The organism is Leptolyngbya sp. Cla-17 (assembly GCF_016807185.1).
Classification (GTDB): Bacteria; Cyanobacteriota; Cyanobacteriia; order Leptolyngbyales; family Leptolyngbyaceae; genus ULC077BIN1.
On the sequence record NZ_JAEVYN010000001.1, the window covers coordinates 532,181 to 548,353 of the forward strand.

General features: G+C 48.0%; 11 protein-coding genes. 4 read left to right on the top strand and 7 right to left on the bottom strand.

Annotated elements, in window-relative coordinates:
* Positions 1-87: 87 nt before the first annotated feature.
* Together psaB and psaA are read right to left on the bottom strand one after the other, a co-directional pair.
* Entirely contained in the window at positions 88-2,316 is a 2,229-nt protein-coding gene (gene psaB, locus JOY44_RS02555; protein WP_171572178.1) for a photosystem I core protein PsaB, read from the bottom strand.
* Positions 2,317-2,334: 18 nt separating this feature from the next.
* Complete coding sequence (psaA, locus tag JOY44_RS02560) at positions 2,335-4,593, bottom strand: photosystem I core protein PsaA (protein ID WP_171572179.1); 2,259 nt, start codon at positions 4,591-4,593, stop codon at positions 2,335-2,337.
* Positions 4,594-5,482: 889 nt separating this feature from the next.
* On the opposite strand from psaA, the gene JOY44_RS02565 reads away from it, so the two are divergent.
* Positions 5,483-7,048, top strand: a complete 1,566-nt coding sequence (locus JOY44_RS02565) for a hypothetical protein (protein ID WP_171572180.1) — start codon at positions 5,483-5,485, stop codon at positions 7,046-7,048.
* Between the two features lie 65 nt (positions 7,049-7,113).
* Here the strand turns inward: JOY44_RS02565 and JOY44_RS02570 are convergent, their stop codons facing one another.
* Positions 7,114-8,010, bottom strand: a complete 897-nt coding sequence (locus JOY44_RS02570) for a LysR family transcriptional regulator (protein WP_171572181.1) — start codon at positions 8,008-8,010, stop codon at positions 7,114-7,116.
* A 127-nt stretch (positions 8,011-8,137) separates the two neighbouring features.
* Here JOY44_RS02570 and JOY44_RS02575 point away from each other — a divergent pair, with 127 nt between their 5' ends.
* Positions 8,138-8,839 (top strand): pirin family protein, encoded by a 702-nt coding sequence (locus JOY44_RS02575; protein WP_171572182.1) that lies wholly within the window; start codon positions 8,138-8,140, stop codon positions 8,837-8,839.
* Positions 8,840-8,848: 9 nt separating this feature from the next.
* On the opposite strand, the gene JOY44_RS02580 is transcribed toward JOY44_RS02575, so the two are convergent.
* The 4 genes from JOY44_RS02580 to JOY44_RS02595 all read right to left on the bottom strand — a co-directional run bounded on the left by JOY44_RS02580 (position 8,849) and on the right by JOY44_RS02595 (position 13,454).
* On the bottom strand, positions 8,849-9,622 hold the full coding sequence (locus JOY44_RS02580) for an ABC transporter permease (RefSeq protein ID WP_171572183.1): 774 nt from the start codon (positions 9,620-9,622) through the stop codon (positions 8,849-8,851).
* Positions 9,623-9,659: 37 nt separating this feature from the next.
* Entirely contained in the window at positions 9,660-10,790 is a 1,131-nt protein-coding gene (locus tag JOY44_RS02585) for a DUF5357 family protein (protein ID WP_171572184.1), read from the bottom strand.
* A gap of 14 nt (positions 10,791-10,804) precedes the next feature.
* The gene (fraC, locus tag JOY44_RS02590) at positions 10,805-11,350 is read right to left on the bottom strand and encodes a filament integrity protein FraC (RefSeq protein WP_171572185.1); all 546 of its coding nucleotides are present in this window, start codon (positions 11,348-11,350) and stop codon (positions 10,805-10,807) included.
* A gap of 196 nt (positions 11,351-11,546) precedes the next feature.
* Positions 11,547-13,454 (bottom strand): ArsA family ATPase, encoded by a 1,908-nt coding sequence (locus JOY44_RS02595; RefSeq protein ID WP_171572186.1) that lies wholly within the window; start codon positions 13,452-13,454, stop codon positions 11,547-11,549.
* A 325-nt stretch (positions 13,455-13,779) separates the two neighbouring features.
* Here JOY44_RS02595 and JOY44_RS02600 point away from each other — a divergent pair, with 325 nt between their 5' ends.
* Together JOY44_RS02600 and JOY44_RS02605 are read left to right on the top strand one after the other, a co-directional pair.
* A complete protein-coding gene (locus JOY44_RS02600; RefSeq protein ID WP_171572187.1) occupies positions 13,780-14,523 on the top strand; it encodes a hypothetical protein in 744 nt (247 codons plus the stop codon).
* Between the two features lie 52 nt (positions 14,524-14,575).
* Positions 14,576-16,129 (top strand): ATP-binding protein, encoded by a 1,554-nt coding sequence (locus JOY44_RS02605; protein ID WP_171572188.1) that lies wholly within the window; start codon positions 14,576-14,578, stop codon positions 16,127-16,129.
* Positions 16,130-16,173 lie beyond the last annotated feature (44 nt).

Consider the following 16,173-nt stretch of genomic DNA (forward strand, 5'->3'; position numbering starts at 1 on the left):
GCAAAAAGTAGAATTCAAACATAAAAATCCCCTACCTGGTTAAAGGTAGGGGATTTTTTATAGCTTGCCTACAGGGCTAATTTAGCGCTAACCAAATTTCGCGGCTGTTGAGGCAATAACAAAGGCAGCGTAAGTTAAGACGTAACCCACCGTAAAGTGAGCTAGACCCACTACGCGACCTTGGACAATGGACATCGCCACAGGCTTGTCTTTCCAACGAATCAAGTTCGCTAGAGGAGTGCGCTCGTGTGCCCAAACTAAGGTTTCGATCAGCTCTTGCCAATAGCCTCTCCAAGAGATCAAGAACATAAAGCCTGTCGCCCAAACTAGGTGTCCAAAAAGGAACATCCATGACCAGACCGCCAGATTGTTCATGCCGTATGGGTTGTAGCCGTTGATCAATGGACCTGAGTAGAGCCATAGATAATCACGGAGCCAGCCCATTAGATACGTTGAACCCTCATTGAAAGACGCAGCGTTACCAGACCAGAGCGCTAAATGCTTCCAGTGCCAGTAAAAGGTAACCCAACCCAAGGTGTTCAACATCCAGAACATCGCAAGGTAGAACGAATCCCATGCTGAGATATCGCACGTACCGCCACGGCCCGGACCATCGCAAGGGAAGGAATAGCCAAAGTCTTTCTTATCGGGCATCAGCTTAGAACCGCGAGCATCCAACGCACCCTTGACTAAGACCAAGGTGGTGGTGTGCAGACCCAACGCGATCGCATGGTGAACCAAGAAATCGCCAGGCCCAATGCTTAGGAACAAGGAGTTCGTACCGCTGTTAATCGCATCCAACCAACCAGGTAGCCATACGTTGCCGTAATTGGGCCATGCGGTGGTCGCAATACTATCAGGATTTGACAGCAGCGTGTTCATGCCGTACAGCAGTTTACCGTGAGAGGCTTGGATGAACTGTGCAAACACAGGCTCAACCAAAATTTGTTTCTCAGGGGTGCCAAAGGCAACGACTACATCGTTATGAACGTATAGACCCAAAGTGTGGAAGCCGAGGAAGAGAGAAACCCAACTTAAGTGGGAAATAATCGCCTCTTTGTGGTCTAGCATCCGCGCCAACACATTGCCTTTATTTTGCTCAGGATCGTAATCCCGAACTAAGAAGATCGCACCGTGAGCAAACGCACCAACCATCAGGAATCCAGCAATGTACTGGTGATGGGTGTAAAGCGCTGCTTGAGTGGTGAAATCCTTTGACATAAAGGCATAGGGAGGCAGCGAGTACATATGCTGCGCTACCAAAGAAGTGATCACACCCAACGCTGCCAAGTGGATGCCCAACTGGAAGTGTAGAGAGTTGTTGTAGGTTTCGTACAAGCCCTGGTGAGGCAAGTTGAACTGACCTTCACTACGACCACCCACCAAGCCAGCTTTACTGTCTAGCATTTCTTTGATGCTGTGACCGATACCAAAGTTGGTACGGTACATGTGACCCGCAACAATGAATAGAACAGCGATCGCAAGATGGTGGTGAGCAATATCCGTCAACCAAAGCGAATCAGTCTGAGGATGAAAGCCACCCAAGAAGGTCAGAATAGCAGTTCCAGATCCTTGAGCCGTGCCAAAGACGTGGCTAGCCGTATCAGGATTTTCTGCATAAACGCCCCAGTTACCAGTGAAAAATGGAGCTAAACCCGCCGGGTGAGGCAATGTTGATAGGAAGTTATCCCAACCCACATGCTGACCACGAGCTTCAGGAATTGCTACATGCACCAGATGACCTGTCCAAGCAAGAGAGCTAACTCCAAATAGACCAGCCAGGTGGTGGTTTAGGCGAGACTCAGCATTCTTAAACCAGGACAAACTAGGACGAAACTTAGGCTGCAAGTGTAGCCAACCCGCAAACAAGAACAAGGAAGACAGGATCAGTAAGAAGATCGCGCCACTGTACAAGTCGCCATTGGTTCGCATCCCGATGGTGTACCACCAGTGGTACACACCAGAGTAAGCAATGTTTACAGGATAGGAAGCACCACCTTGAGAAAATGCTTCAACTGCAGCCTTGCCAAATTGAGGGTCCCAAATCGCATGGGCGATAGGACGAATGTTCAGTGGATCTTTGATCCACTGTTCAAAGTTGCCTTGCCACGCTACGTGGAACAGACTGCCAGAAGTCCATAGAAAGATGATGGCGATATGACCAAAGTGGGAAGCGAAAATCTTTTGGTAAAGATTTTCTTCCGTCATACCGTCATGACTTTCAAAGTCATGGGCTGTTGCAATTCCGTACCAGAGCCGACGAGTTGTCGGGTCTTGAGCGAGGTCTTGGCTAAATTTTGGAAATTTAGTTGCCATTTAATGTGTTCTCCTCGCTTAGCCAAGTGCAAGTGTACGAGCCAGGAAGAATGCCCAGGTTGTCACAATTCCGCCTAATAAGTAGTGAGCAACGCCAACTGCTCGACCCTGAATAATACTCAGAGCGCGAGGTTGGATTGCAGGAGCCACTTTCAGCTTGTTGTGTGCCCAAACAATCGACTCGATTAATTCTTGCCAGTAGCCGCGACCACTAAACAAGAACATTAGACTGAATGCCCAAACAAAGTGAGCACCCAAAAACAGAAGACCGTAAGCAGATAGGGCAGTCCCATAGGATGTGATCACCTGAGCCGCTTGCGCCCACAGGAAGTCACGCAACCAACCGTTGATAGTAATTGCGCTTTGAGCAAAATTACCACCCGCGATATGAGCGACAGAACCATCCGCGTTAAGAGTTCCCCACACATCCGACTGCATCTTCCAACTGAAGTGGAAAATCACAATGGAAATGCAGTTGTACATCCAGAACAAGCCAAGAAACACGTGATCCCAGCCTGAAACTTGACAGGTACCACCGCGACCGGGTCCATCGCAAGGGAAACGGAATCCGAGGTTTGCTTTATCTGGAACTAAGCGTGAGCTACGAGCAAACAGAACACCCTTCAGCAAGATCAACACGGTGACGTGGATTGTGAAGGCATGAATATGGTGAACCATGAAATCTGCTGTGCCCAACGCAATAGGCATCATCGCTACCTTACCGCCTACCGCAACAATGCCACCACCAAATGCATAGCTAGCAGGAGCTAGAGCATTGGGGGCAGTAGCGCCGGGGGCAAGGGTATGGAGGTTTTGAACCCACTGAGCAAAAATAGGCTGTAACTGAATCGCCGTATCGGAGAACATATCTTGAGGACGACCCAACGCACGCATAGTGTCGTTGTGAACGTACAAGCCAAAGCTATGGAAGCCCAAGAAAATGCAAACCCAGTTTAGGTGAGAGATGATGGCATCTCTGTGACGAAGCATATTATCCAGCACATTGCCACGATTCACAGCAGGATCATAATCCCGCACCATAAAGATGGCACCATGAGCGGCTCCGCCAACAATGAAGAATGCTCCAATCCACATGTGGTGCGTGAACAGAGAGATCTGAGTCGCGTAGTCTGTCGCCATATAAGGATAAGGCGGCATAGCGTACATATGCTGAGCAACGATGATACTGATAGAGCCAACCATTGCCAGGTTAATTGCCAGTTGCGCGTGCCAAGAGGTCGTTAGAACTTCATAGAGACCTTTGTGCCCTTCACCAGTAATGATGATGGGATCTTTATGAGCTTCTAAGATCTCTTTGATGCTGTGACCAATACCCCAGTTGGTACGGTACATGTGACCCGCGACAATAAACATCACCGCGATCGCTAAGTGATGGTGTGCGCTATCAGTCAGCCAAAGTCCACCGGTAACGGGGTTCAAGCCTCCCTTAAAGGTAAGGAAGTCTGAATAAGCACCCCAGTTCAAGGTGAAAAAAGGAGTTAAGCCTTGAGCAAAGCTTGGATAAATATCTGCCATCAGCTTGGAGTTCAGGATGAACTCATGAGGCAGAGGAATATCCTTTGCAGCAACGCCTCTATCTAATAGCTCGTTGATTGGCAAGGAAACATGGATCTGGTGACCTGCCCAGCCCAATGACCCCAAACCAAACAAACCAGCTAGATGATGGTTGAGCATTGACTCGGCATTTTGGAACCACTCCAACTTGGGTGCTGCTTTGTGGTAATGGAACCACCCTGCAAACAACATCAAGCCTGCCATTACTAGACCACCGATCGCGGTGCAGTAAAGCTGGAAGCTATTCGTGAAGCCAGAAGCTCGCCACAGATAGAACAATCCAGAAGTAATCTGGATTCCGTGGAAGCCACCGCCAACATCAGCATTCAAAATTTCTTGACCAACGATTGGCCACACAACCTGAGCGCTAGGTTTAATAACGGTCGGATTGGTCAACCAAGCTTCATAGTTTGAAAATTTTGCGCCATGAAAATACATGCCACTTAGCCAGATGAAAACAACGGCTAAATGACCAAAGTGAGCGCTAAAGATCTTACGGGATACGTCTTCTAAATCAGAAGTATGGCTATCAAAGTCATGGGCGAGAGCGTGAAGATTCCAAATCCAAGTGGTGGTTTTGGGTCCTCTGGCAAGGGTGCGGTCAAAGTGCCCCGGTTGGGACCACTTCTCGAAAGAAGTAGGAACCGGATTCCTATCGACAACGACTCTCACTTTTGCTTCTCGCTGTGGGGTAGTTGTCATTGAGACTCTCCTCTCTCTAGACAAGGCAACGAGGAATCCCCCCTGAAATAGGTTTGCTCTGATGGCTAAGTTGCGTTTCTCTACTTAATTTCACCAACATATGAACCTCGTCAATACAAATCTAAAAGACAAGATTGATTCAGTTCGGATGCATGGCTTTTGGGATAGAACAACTCAGCATCACTTCGAGAGATTCGAGGGAATCAGAGCGGCTTTTGCTAGTTAAACCTTGGAAAAGTCCAAAAAGCAGAGTGGAAGCCTAATCGGGGTTCTCATCGTGACATTATAGGATCGCTGCTGACCCGATTGTGGAGGGTTAACAATAATTAAAAACCGCTCAAGTGCAGATGTAGCCTAGGTTGCATATCCAGGAAAGACCACGAAAGTCAAGACCTACTGTAGCGACATTGAACAAACGGAGCGCTGCAAAATCGCTAGAACTCTTTTTAGAAAAGGGCTTCAACGATATTACGCAGTGAGAATAATCGAAAAATCGAGTTTGACTTATATAAAAAGTAGAAATCCTCTATCTATCCTTGATTTGCCTTATGGATAAGGGATTGAGGGCAGCATTGAGGCTTTAAAGTAGCTAGATGGTTTGTTAAAACCAACGTATTAGCTTTACCAAAGTTTACTTAGGCTCGTAGTGCATGACAAATTTGAGGTTTGGTAATTGTAAACTTTCCATTTTAAAACTTCTTATTAAGCAACAAGCAGCGATCGCTTTCTTTACTCGTCTTGTGATACCAGTTCGTGATCAATCAACGAATTGAAGTATGGATTAGCTATATGTGGACAGTTCGTCCTGGATCGTGGTTTATCTATCACTTGGATAGTCTGTCCTAGATTCCGCTATAGTTCCCTATAAAAAGCTGCGAGGAGGATGCTGGTGCTTGGAATTAACTGGAGCAGAATTAACTGGGGCAGAATTGCTAACGCTTCAACTGCTTTTCTATTGATGGTGCTGTTTTTGCTCACGGTGATCGCTCCGCCTGGTGCATTAGCAGCCCGCACTAAAAAAGCTGCCCCTGATGCAGCCAAATCAGAAAAAGCCGCTGGCAAACTAACGGAAGTGGCTCCTCCTGGAGCAATTCAAAACCTGCGACCAGCCTTGGACGGTTACCAACCACAAGTTTTTATACTAAGTCCTAAGCCCAACCAGATTCTGGAAGATGACAAGGTTTCTGTTCAGTTTCAGGTCAAGGACTTGCCTATCTTCAAAGATGCGACCTTGGGATTAGGCACTCATTTGCATGTGTTGCTAGATAACCAGACTTATCAAGCGGTTTACGACACGACGAAGCCCCTCACATTCGACAATCTTGCACCCGGAACTCATACCATTCGAGTGTTTGCTTCCCGTCCTTGGCACGAAAGCTTTAAAAATGAAGGAGCCTATGCTCAGACAACGTTTCATATTTTCACCAAAACTCAGGACAATAGCCCAAGTTCCGACCTGCCATTGCTGACTTACAGCCGCCCGCAAGGCACTTATGGCGCAGAACCCATCATGCTGGATTTTTACTTAACGAATGCGCCCCTCCACCTGATTGCCCGCGAAACCAAAAAAGATGACATTGCCGATTGGCGAATTCGCTGCACGGTGAATGGCAGCAGCTTTATATTGGATCAATGGCAGCCCATTTATCTCAAAGGCTTCAAACCCGGAAAAAATTGGGTGCAGCTAGAATTTTTAGATGAAAACGGCGACCTGGTTAAAAATACCTTTAACAATACTGTGCGGGTAATTAACTATGAACCCGGCGGCACAGATACGCTTTCCAAGTTGGTACGGGGTGAGATTTTGGCAACCGATGCTCAGGGACTCGTAGAGCCAAACTACACACCACCTGCACCAATGCGATCGCCTAGTGCAGAACCCGTAGCCCCAATCGCCAAGCCAACTCCCACACCGATTCAAACTCCCGTACCTCAAAGCAAAGCTCCAAAAGAGGTGGTCAAACCATCTCCCACACCGTCTCCTACACCGCTTTTAGTCACGCCTTCAACCGCGCCTACGGTCAAGCCAACGCCCAGTCCTGAGCCGAAGCTAATTCTGAAAGACTCAACCCAATCGAATCCAGCCAATCCGGATCGCTCAACTAGCCCTATTGAACCAAGTACAACAGTTGAGCCTCGTTTAATTGCGCCGGAGCCACCCGTAAAATTGAAAGCGAGTGAATCGACTCAATCCACCGGGACTGAGGCAACACGATCGCCACTGTTGCCGAAGGATGCGGTTGAGCAAAAAGATGAGCGATCGCCGCTGAGCGAAAAAACCGACAAATTGAAATCGGGCTTTATGTCGCAACTCAATCAATTGCGGCAACGGTTGCGTCGGGACACCACTGCACATACAAACCCGCAAACCTCGTCTTCTTCAAAGGTTCCTTTGACAGAAACGCCCTCATTAATGGAGCAGAAATCAGAACAGCCTGAAGTTCCAGCACAATAAACCTGATCAGGCTTCAAACATCGCTGCCTTCAGTGTGATGTTGACCTTCAGCGAGAGGCTTCTAATCATCCTGTATTTTGACCAAACCGTTCTTGTAGAAAACTAACCAGTAACCGAACTTTGGTAGAAAGATGGCGGTTAACGGGATAGATCACCGAAAGGGTGAGTTCAGGCGGATGGTAATCGGGCAAAACGACCTGCAACGTTCCTTGTTGAAGCTCGGCTTCAATGATAAAGCGAGGCAGTAGCGCAATCCCTAAACCACGAACGGCTGCGTCTCTTAGCACCTCGCCATTGTTTGAACACAGCGCGCCAGCCACGGAAATGGTGTGTGTTCCATCGGGTCCAAGAAGGGTCCACTGATTTTCAACGGCAAGTTGCCCATAGTGCAGACAAGAATGGGCGTGCAGATCATTTGGATGGGTGGGACTTCCATGGGTTGATAAATAGGTCGATGTCGCACACAGCACTCGTGGAGCTGGAGCTAACGGATGCACAATCAAGCTGGCAACCGTTTGAGGGGCTGCAATCCGAATGGTGATGTCAAAGCCTTCCTCAATAGGATCAATGAAGCGATCGCTGAGGGTCAGTTGCAGCTGCAAATCTGGGTAGTGGATCAGAAAGTTGGCTAAAGCAGGAGCCAAATGCAGCGTACCGAAAGACATAGGCGCATTTACCCGCAGCCTGCCGCGTGGCTCCTCTTGCAGCTGGGTTAGCGATCGTTCTGCTTCTTCAAGACTTGCCAAAATTTCCAAGCATTGTGCATAAAACGCCAGCCCAGTCTCCGTTGGAGTCACCACCCTCGTACTGCGATGTAGAAGCTGCACTCCTAGATCATTTTCAAGTGCAATCACCAGCTTATTGACCGCCGATCGCGATAGCCCCATTTCCCGCGAAGCCGCTGCAAACCCTGCAAAGGCAACGACTTGAGTGAAAGCACGAATTTGTTCAAACCTATCCATAATCCAGGATTGTCGCTCTTCTAGATACAATGTGTCAACTTAACAGCATATTGTCTTTTATTTGGATTCAATCCATAATCATACTATCGATGAAATCAGTTATGCCATCCATTAAGAGGTCTTCAAAATGATTACCATCCGTCCGGCTCAAGCACGGGGTGCTGTAGATATTGGCTGGCTTGATAGTCAGCACACATTTTCCTTTGGAGAGTACTACGACCCTGACCACATGGGTTTTGCGACTCTGCGAGTGATTAACGAAGATAAAGTCATTCCTAGCAAGGGGTTTCCGACCCACGGGCATCGTGACATGGAAATTATTACCTATGTTTTGGCAGGTGCCTTAGAACACAAAGACAGCCTTGGTACCGGGTCGATCATTCGACCGGGCGATGTGCAGCGAATGTCTGCTGGAACGGGCATTCGGCACAGTGAGTTTAATGCTTCCAAAACTGAGCCAGTTCACCTTTTGCAAATTTGGATTTTGCCCGATCAAACAGGAATTGAACCTAGCTATGAACAAAAGACTTTTACTGAAGCCGAAAAGTCGGGCAACCTGCGTCTCGTTGGCTCTCGTGATGGACGAGACGGCTCGGTCACAATTCATCAAAATGTGGATTTATATGCCACGGCTTTAGCGGAGGGTGAAACGGTGAGCCATATTTTGGCAGAAGGTCGAGTTGCCTGGTTACAAGTGGCGCGGGGTGAAGTGCAATTGAATGATCAAGTGCTTGCAGCGGGTGATGGAGCCGCGATCGCACAAGAATCGTTGCTTCGTCTCCAGGCGATCGTCCCCGCTGAAGTGTTGCTGTTTGACATGGCGAAATAGGTAGTCTGCCTAAAACTCGCGGCGAGAAAAGAGCAGAGTGGCGATCGCCAACAGCAGAATAATGTAAAGCACACCATAGCCTGCATTGAGCAGCAAGGTATTTAACGGTGGCAGCAATCCATACACTGCCTGATTTTTTAGGTCGAGTCGCGACAAGTCAGGCAGTACTAGATATAGATTGCGGGTGACGGTGGTAATGGTGGCATCCTTACTTTGCGCTCCTAAGGTCACTAAATTGGCGCTAAAGCTACCCATCAGAAAAATCATAAAGGTGAGCAAGGTGGCAAGCAGAGAGCCTGTGAACACTCCAAAGGCGATCGCGACTGCTGTGATGAGAGACAACTGTAACCAGAGAAACAAGGATGAAACTAAAAGATCACCCAGTGGATAAGCGACCCGGTTGAACGCTAGCAGTGCTATGAAAATTGCCGTCATTGCTGCCACCAGCACCGCTAGCACTGCCGTCAGCCCTAAATGCTTACCCACAATAAATTCCGTGCGGCTGATGGGCTTTGCCATCAGCATTAGTACGGTGCGTTTTTCGATCTCTTTATTTACCAAGCCTGTGCCAACAAAAACAGCCACCACCAACCCCAGCAGGTTCATGGCGGCTAAGCCCATATCTAAAATGATTTTGTTTTCTGTTGCCGCCGCAACTTCGGGCAGCAAGCGAAAGCAAGCAACTAAAACTAGAGCGAACAGCCCAATCAGATATAGGACGCGGTCGCGAATCACTTCCCGAAATACATTCGATGCGATCGCAAATATTCTGCCGATGTTCATACCGTTAGCCCCTCACGACCCTTTCAGCCTGTTCAATTCACTTTGCCATATTCGGCTGTCCCTGAGTGGGTCCTGTTATTGAATCACAGGATACTTTTGCTGTGCCAACTTGAGCAGTATTGAGAGCAATACTCCCTACAGGTGACGTTATTCCTGAGTCGGTTGGACCCACCTGTACAATCTGACAGGTTCTCGCCAGGTGATATCCCAAATTATTGGAAGACGGACCTTTCCACACAGCAAACAGTTCAACATTATACTCGCCCGCTAAAACACGCCCTTCAACTTGCCAATAGGCATTCTCTGCTTTTGCTGGGAGTCGGTCAATAATTTGCTCATTCAAATCGCGGATGCGATCGTCAAAATTGAGTAACCACCGCTCCACCTGCGACCAAGATTGTCCTTGCAATGATTCTTTTAACTCCGTTTCAGCCTGCATCAAAATATCAAAACCTTGAAAATCAGCAATCTCAGTGGATTGCGTTTTAACGACAAAAGAACTATTGGTTAAACTATCTGCCTGCACGCTAGGATACTGCGCCAACCAAACCTGAGTTGAATAACACAGCTGAATCCAACAGCTTAGCAACAGGTTAAACAACACCATGATGATCAAATCTTGCCGAACCGAAGGTTTAGGCACTTGAAAAGCAGGACCTGATTTAATAAACTTGGGCGACGCAGCAATAATTGCAGAAATAATTGGCCAACTCACAACCATAATGGCAGGCAAATCTTCTGGGGTTGCAAATAGGAAGAAGCAAATTAATGCGCCCGTAATCCAAGGAGCAAAAAAGATCTTTTCAATAGTAAGAGATTCTTTAATTTTTTTCTCTTCATACATTAACCAATGGATGCCTGGAATTAAAAAAAGCCACCCACAAAATGCAATAAAGTTTTGAACATACGATCGTGTCGGTAAAGACATCACCCAAGAAAAAACGCTTAACCAGATTAGAGTTTTTGCAGAATCCCACTTTTTAGGAATAATCAGCTTAAAAATATCTTGAAAGATTTTGCTAAGCTCTTCAAAAAGTTTTTGAATCGCTAAAAAGTTAAAGGCAAAATATCCTAAAGGGGCTGCGAATAATAAGATAATCGCTAATATCACCAGAGGAATTAGAGCTGGAGGAAATAAGGATATAAACTGCCCTAAAAAATCAAGCATTTTGATGCGAAACGCTAACGGGTTCTTTCAACCGAACGAACAATAAGCAGAAACAATGTTGCACTAAAGCTATAAGCATTAGCAACAAGAACGGCATAGGCTCGACTGTTCGACTTAATCACGCCTTGCTGTCGTAGGCGCGATATTCGGGAGTTATCTCTACTTTGCAAAGCATCTTCGGGCTTAACGTTTCCTAATAAAAAATCTAAAAGGTCTAAGCCTTTAAACTCTAGAAGAAAGACCCCGATAAAAACAATCAATCCTGACAGGGCTACCAAAGGCGCAATACTGGATGCCCAGGGATTTGAAAAAAACCGTTCAAAAAAGAAGTAGCTAAGCAATTGATCCTTTAAAGCCTGGGGTAAGAGTGCCTGCAAATTAAAGCAGATCAACCAACCGACAACGGTAGAAAACAGGTTGATCGATGCCGCATAGCGGACACTCGTTTTGTAGTCGAAACCGAGCTGCCTAAAGTAAACGATCGCCTCAAGCGCGATCGCAATTAGCAGAAACAACCCTTGAAACGCGATCGCCCGTAGTGGCAAGACTCCAAAATTCATAACTATCGATAGTCCCCAACGCTGTAGAACAGATCAATCACTGCTTTGCATCCTATTCTATGCAGGCAGATGAGAAGAGGAGTTTCGAGTTTTGTAAGTCCTTCGGACGGCTTTGCCAACGTGTAGTGTTATCTGTCGGAGATCTTTTGAGTTCTGAGTTTTTGCCCCCTGATTCCTGCCCTCGATTTTTTATGCTTTACACAATCAACGTAGCCGCTAGCTGAACTCGTTCTAGGGGAGAAATGCAGCGGGGCAGATTGGGCAAGGCAACGATGGTTTGTTGCGGGAAAAGGGCCGCGATCGCGGGTTGGTTGGCTTCGTGTCGATTGTGCACAATGTAGCGCTGAAAAATTCCTAAGGTGGTAAGAGAGTCTGTCAAGCGTTGAGCTTCGGCAGTGATGGCGGATTGTGCCTGCACCACGCCAATAAATTCGGTGTGCTGAGGATTTTTGAGCAGCTTTTGGGCTTGCATGACCCGTTGCCTAAGCGATCGCAGTCGTCCCATAAATTCCGTGCGCCCCAGCACATCTTGATACTTAATCCACAGCTTAAATATCCAGGAGAGCCAGTCTGCCATTGCCGTTGGCATTTCTAAAAAGCGAAGTAGATGTCCAGTGGGGGCGGTATCTAGAATAATCAAATCCTGGGTTTTGGCTTCCAGTAGCTCAATGATGCGAATCAGCGACAGCATTTCATCAATGCCAGGGAGTGCTTGAGCAACAATTTTCCGCCATGCTTCCGGGGTGTAGGCAATTTTCAGGGTGGTGTCTCCGTCGCTGGATTCACCACTCATCATCGCTGCCAGCTCCCACAAATACTCTGCGCGAAACTGATCGAGCATTTGCTCGGCATCGATTTCTTGCCCAGTCAGGTTGGGCGCGATTGCACTGGGTGCGTGTCCCAATGGCTGACCGACGGCATCACCCAAGGAATGGGCTGGATCAATGGAGATCACGCGAATTTGACGATCGGGGTATCGTTCTGCCATGCCCCAAGCGATCGCGGCGGCTACGGTAGTTTTGCCTACGCCTCCCTTGCCGCCAACTAAAATCAGCTTGCGTTCTTCTGCTACAAAATCAGCAAACCCCGGTGATACTTTAGTCGGCATCCACAGGGGAGGCGGCGCGGCGACTACAGGGGGTTCAGTCAGAGGTTGCAGTTGAGTGATTAAAGCATCCAATGCAGTTGCGCCGATGGGTTCTTGTCTCTGCTGTGGGGTTGTAAAAATCGGAGTCGGATCAACAAGGGCAAAAAATTTGGCAAGGAGGGTTTGCTGTTCGGCGAAGCGATCAAGGTCGGACGAAGAGTGTGGAATGTCAGATAGGGGAAGGATACGGTTGATAAATAAGCCGCTGAAGGGAATTTGAAGCTCTGCGAGGGCGGTGATGAAGCGATCGCTTTCTAGCAGGCTCATGGGTTCGGCGATCGCCACCACTAAACAGGCGGTGCGGGTGGTGTCTTGCAACAACTGTCTGCCATCGGTCAGTTCTGCTTTCATGGAGCGCAAAAAATCATCGGCTTCGTCGGCGGTTTCCTTGCCTGTGAAGGAGCGCTGCATGGCACGATGTTTTTCCTGAAAGAGTTCTAAGGCTGCCAGCAGTTCATCTAAAAAATCCATCAGCCCAAACAGGTTGAGCGTATGTCCACTGGGAGCCATATCCACCACCACGCGATCAGCTTCAGCATCGTGCAGCAACCGCTGGATTTCCAGAATGCCCATCAGTTCATCCAGCCCAGGAAAGCTTAAATCCCACACGGGCGCAAGATCTTCTCGCTGGGCAAAGCTGCCCCGCTCTGCCAGCAATTCCAGCACCGAGCCATAGCGATTTTTGAAGGTTTCTAAGAGCGATCTCGCATCCAGCGATCTCACCTGCAAATTAGGCAGCGTTGCCATGGCAACAGGCACATCACCCACGGCCATTTGCAACACATCGCCCAAGGAGTGCGCTGGATCGGTAGAAAGCAGCAAAATCCGCTCTTGAGGAAACTGCTGTGCCCACTGTCGGGCAAATCCACAGGATAGTGTTGTTTTGCCAACTCCACCCTTACCGCTAAATAGTGCTAGCTGCAAGCTCTTGTACTGGTGCAACGTTGTTTCATCCATGCCAGTACCTCTCATGTTGATTACCTAGTCATTCCCTAAACCTGCACAAAGCGCTCATTGGCAAACTAGCCATGACTTCTGATTACCTGACATATTTTTTACGACTTTTAGAGCCTGTGTCAGTCAATCAGGTGCAACTCTTACTTCCATTGCCTGATTGATTTCTGCACAGCGTAAATACCACCGTCACACTTTTACAGGGTATTTTCAGTTTGAAAGTTAGTTCAAACAGCATTGAAGGAACTATAAAACTGTTACATTTTTGTCACTTTCTCTAGGCTTTTCTTTTCAAACTAGAGGTGATTTTTTCTACTGCACCCCTTAGATGTATAACCCAGCAAAATTTACCCTGACTGACATGATCAACTGTGGAGCAACCCTCCGCAAGCTTAGTGCAGGCGCAGACAGCATGGAGAAAGTGGCTGACCAAGTTGTCAGTTTTTTCTATCGCCAATTTGTCGATCCACACACCAGCGTAAATGCACTTGCGCTGGTTCGGTTTTTCAAAACTCATCCGTTGGGTCAGTTGCCAACCGATTTGCAAGCGTATGCGCAAACGATGCTGAAGCAAGAGGTTCCAGCCGCGACAAAGTGCCTCACGCTGCTAGCGACCCAGGGCGATCGCCCGGAGTGGCAATCTCGACAGGCATCCATTGGGCATCAGGCAATTCCTCTCATCAGCGAACAGTTGGTTGCCCAATCGCCCATGATTTCTCAACTAATTTCTCAGTTTGGGTTACCCATCCATGCCGTGCTAGATCCTGACCCATCGCTGATCGTTGATTTAGAGCAGAAAACATTTAATGTGTTCCATGTGCTGGATGCCGTTGACAGCCCACATGTGCCAGCCCAGCAGGAGTTTGTTGTACCGTTGGCGGTGCGATCGGTGCTGGGGTTTGGGGGAATGCTACCTTCAGGAAACCTGATCGCCATTATTGTGTTCTCGAAGGTGCCGATCTCACGGGAAACGGCGGATATGTTTAAGACGTTGGCGTTGAACGTGAAACTGGCGGTGCTGCCGTTTGATCAGGGTGCGGTGTTTGATGAGCAACCTTTGGTCAGTCGTTGAGTTCAGTAGTGTGCATCATTCGCGATCGCCCAGTTAAGGACAGAAACATTACATGTATGCAGACAATCTGGCTGTGAATGAGGTAGCTACAAACCCAGAAGTGGAGCAGCTAAAAGCTCAGGTGAGTGCTTTAGAAGAATTGCTCGAAGTGTATGAACAAGAAACGTTAGAAAAATCAGGGTATCTAGAAAAAACCCTCAAAGAATTGGCGTATTCAGAAGATGCGCTGCGGGTGCTGAAGTCCATTTTGAGCAGCATGGGGGATGGAGTTGTAGTGGTTGATGAAACCGGAAAGTTTCTGTTTCTTAACCCAGATGCTCAACAGCTTTTAGCGATCGCTCCCACTCACACGTCTTTACAGGATTGGATTGAAGCAGGCAGCGCCTCCCAATCAATCTATCTAGCGGATGCCAAAACACCCTGCCCTATTGAGGCGTTTCCATTGCTGCAAGCAATGGGTGGCAAACTGATCGACGGGGCTGAAATTTTGGTTTATCCAGCCCGTGACCCGGTCGGTACTTGGCTGAGTGTGACGGCGCGATCGCTCAAAGATGATCACGGCACCCTTAAAGGAGCCGTGGCTGTTTTCCACAACATTACCTCCTTAAAACTGACTGAGACAGCACTTCGCACTTCAGAAACGCAATCGCGCCAACAAGCCGAAACGCTGACGCAAACCCTGAGAGAGTTAGGAAAAACCCAAGCGCAATTAGTGCAGACTGAAAAAATGTCGAGTTTGGGGCAATTAGTTGCGGGAGTTGCCCACGAAATCAACAATCCAGTTAATTTCATCTATGGCAATATTGCTCCTGCCGAAAGCCATATTCGAGATTTATGTACTCTACTGCACCTCTATCAGCAGCACTATCCTGAGCCTCTGCCCGAAATTCAGGCAGAAATGGAAGTCATAGATCTGGAGTTTGTGCAGCAAGATTTATTAGATCTGCTGCGATCGCTCAAAATGGGTGCGGAGCGGATTCGGCAAATTGTGTTGTCGCTCCGCAACTTCTCCCGGCTAGACGAAGCAGCCATGAAGCCCGTCAATATTCATGAAGGCATCGACAACACGTTGATGATTTTGCAAAATCGGCTGAAAGCTAAAGGGAGCCAGCCCGATATTGAAGTGATTAAACAATACGGTGATTTACCCCTCGTGGAATGCTATGCAGGGCAACTCAACCAGGTGTTTATGAATATTTTGAGCAATGCGATCGACGCATTGGAAGAAAGTTCGGACTGCGGACTGCGGCGTGAGCTTTCAGCCGAACCAGTGCAAAGTATGGAGGTATCTGAGCGAACGTCATACCTCGTACCTCCTCCTTCTGACCTGCTCATCACCATTCATACCGAGCAGATTTCACCGAACCAGGTTGCTATATCCATTCACAACAATGGAGACAGCATTGCTGATAGCCTGTGCGATCGCCTATTTGATCCCTTTTTCACCACTAAACCCGTTGGGCGGGGCACCGGATTAGGTCTCTACATCAGCTATCAAATCGTGACCAACACCCACGGTGGTCAGCTCAAGTGTTGCTCTCTGCCCGGTCAGGGCGTGGAGTTTCGCATCGAGATTCCCGTTTACCAAACAGTTTTTGCAAAATGATCAGCCAGTCGCCAAAACGGGAATAACTAGATCACACAACGGCA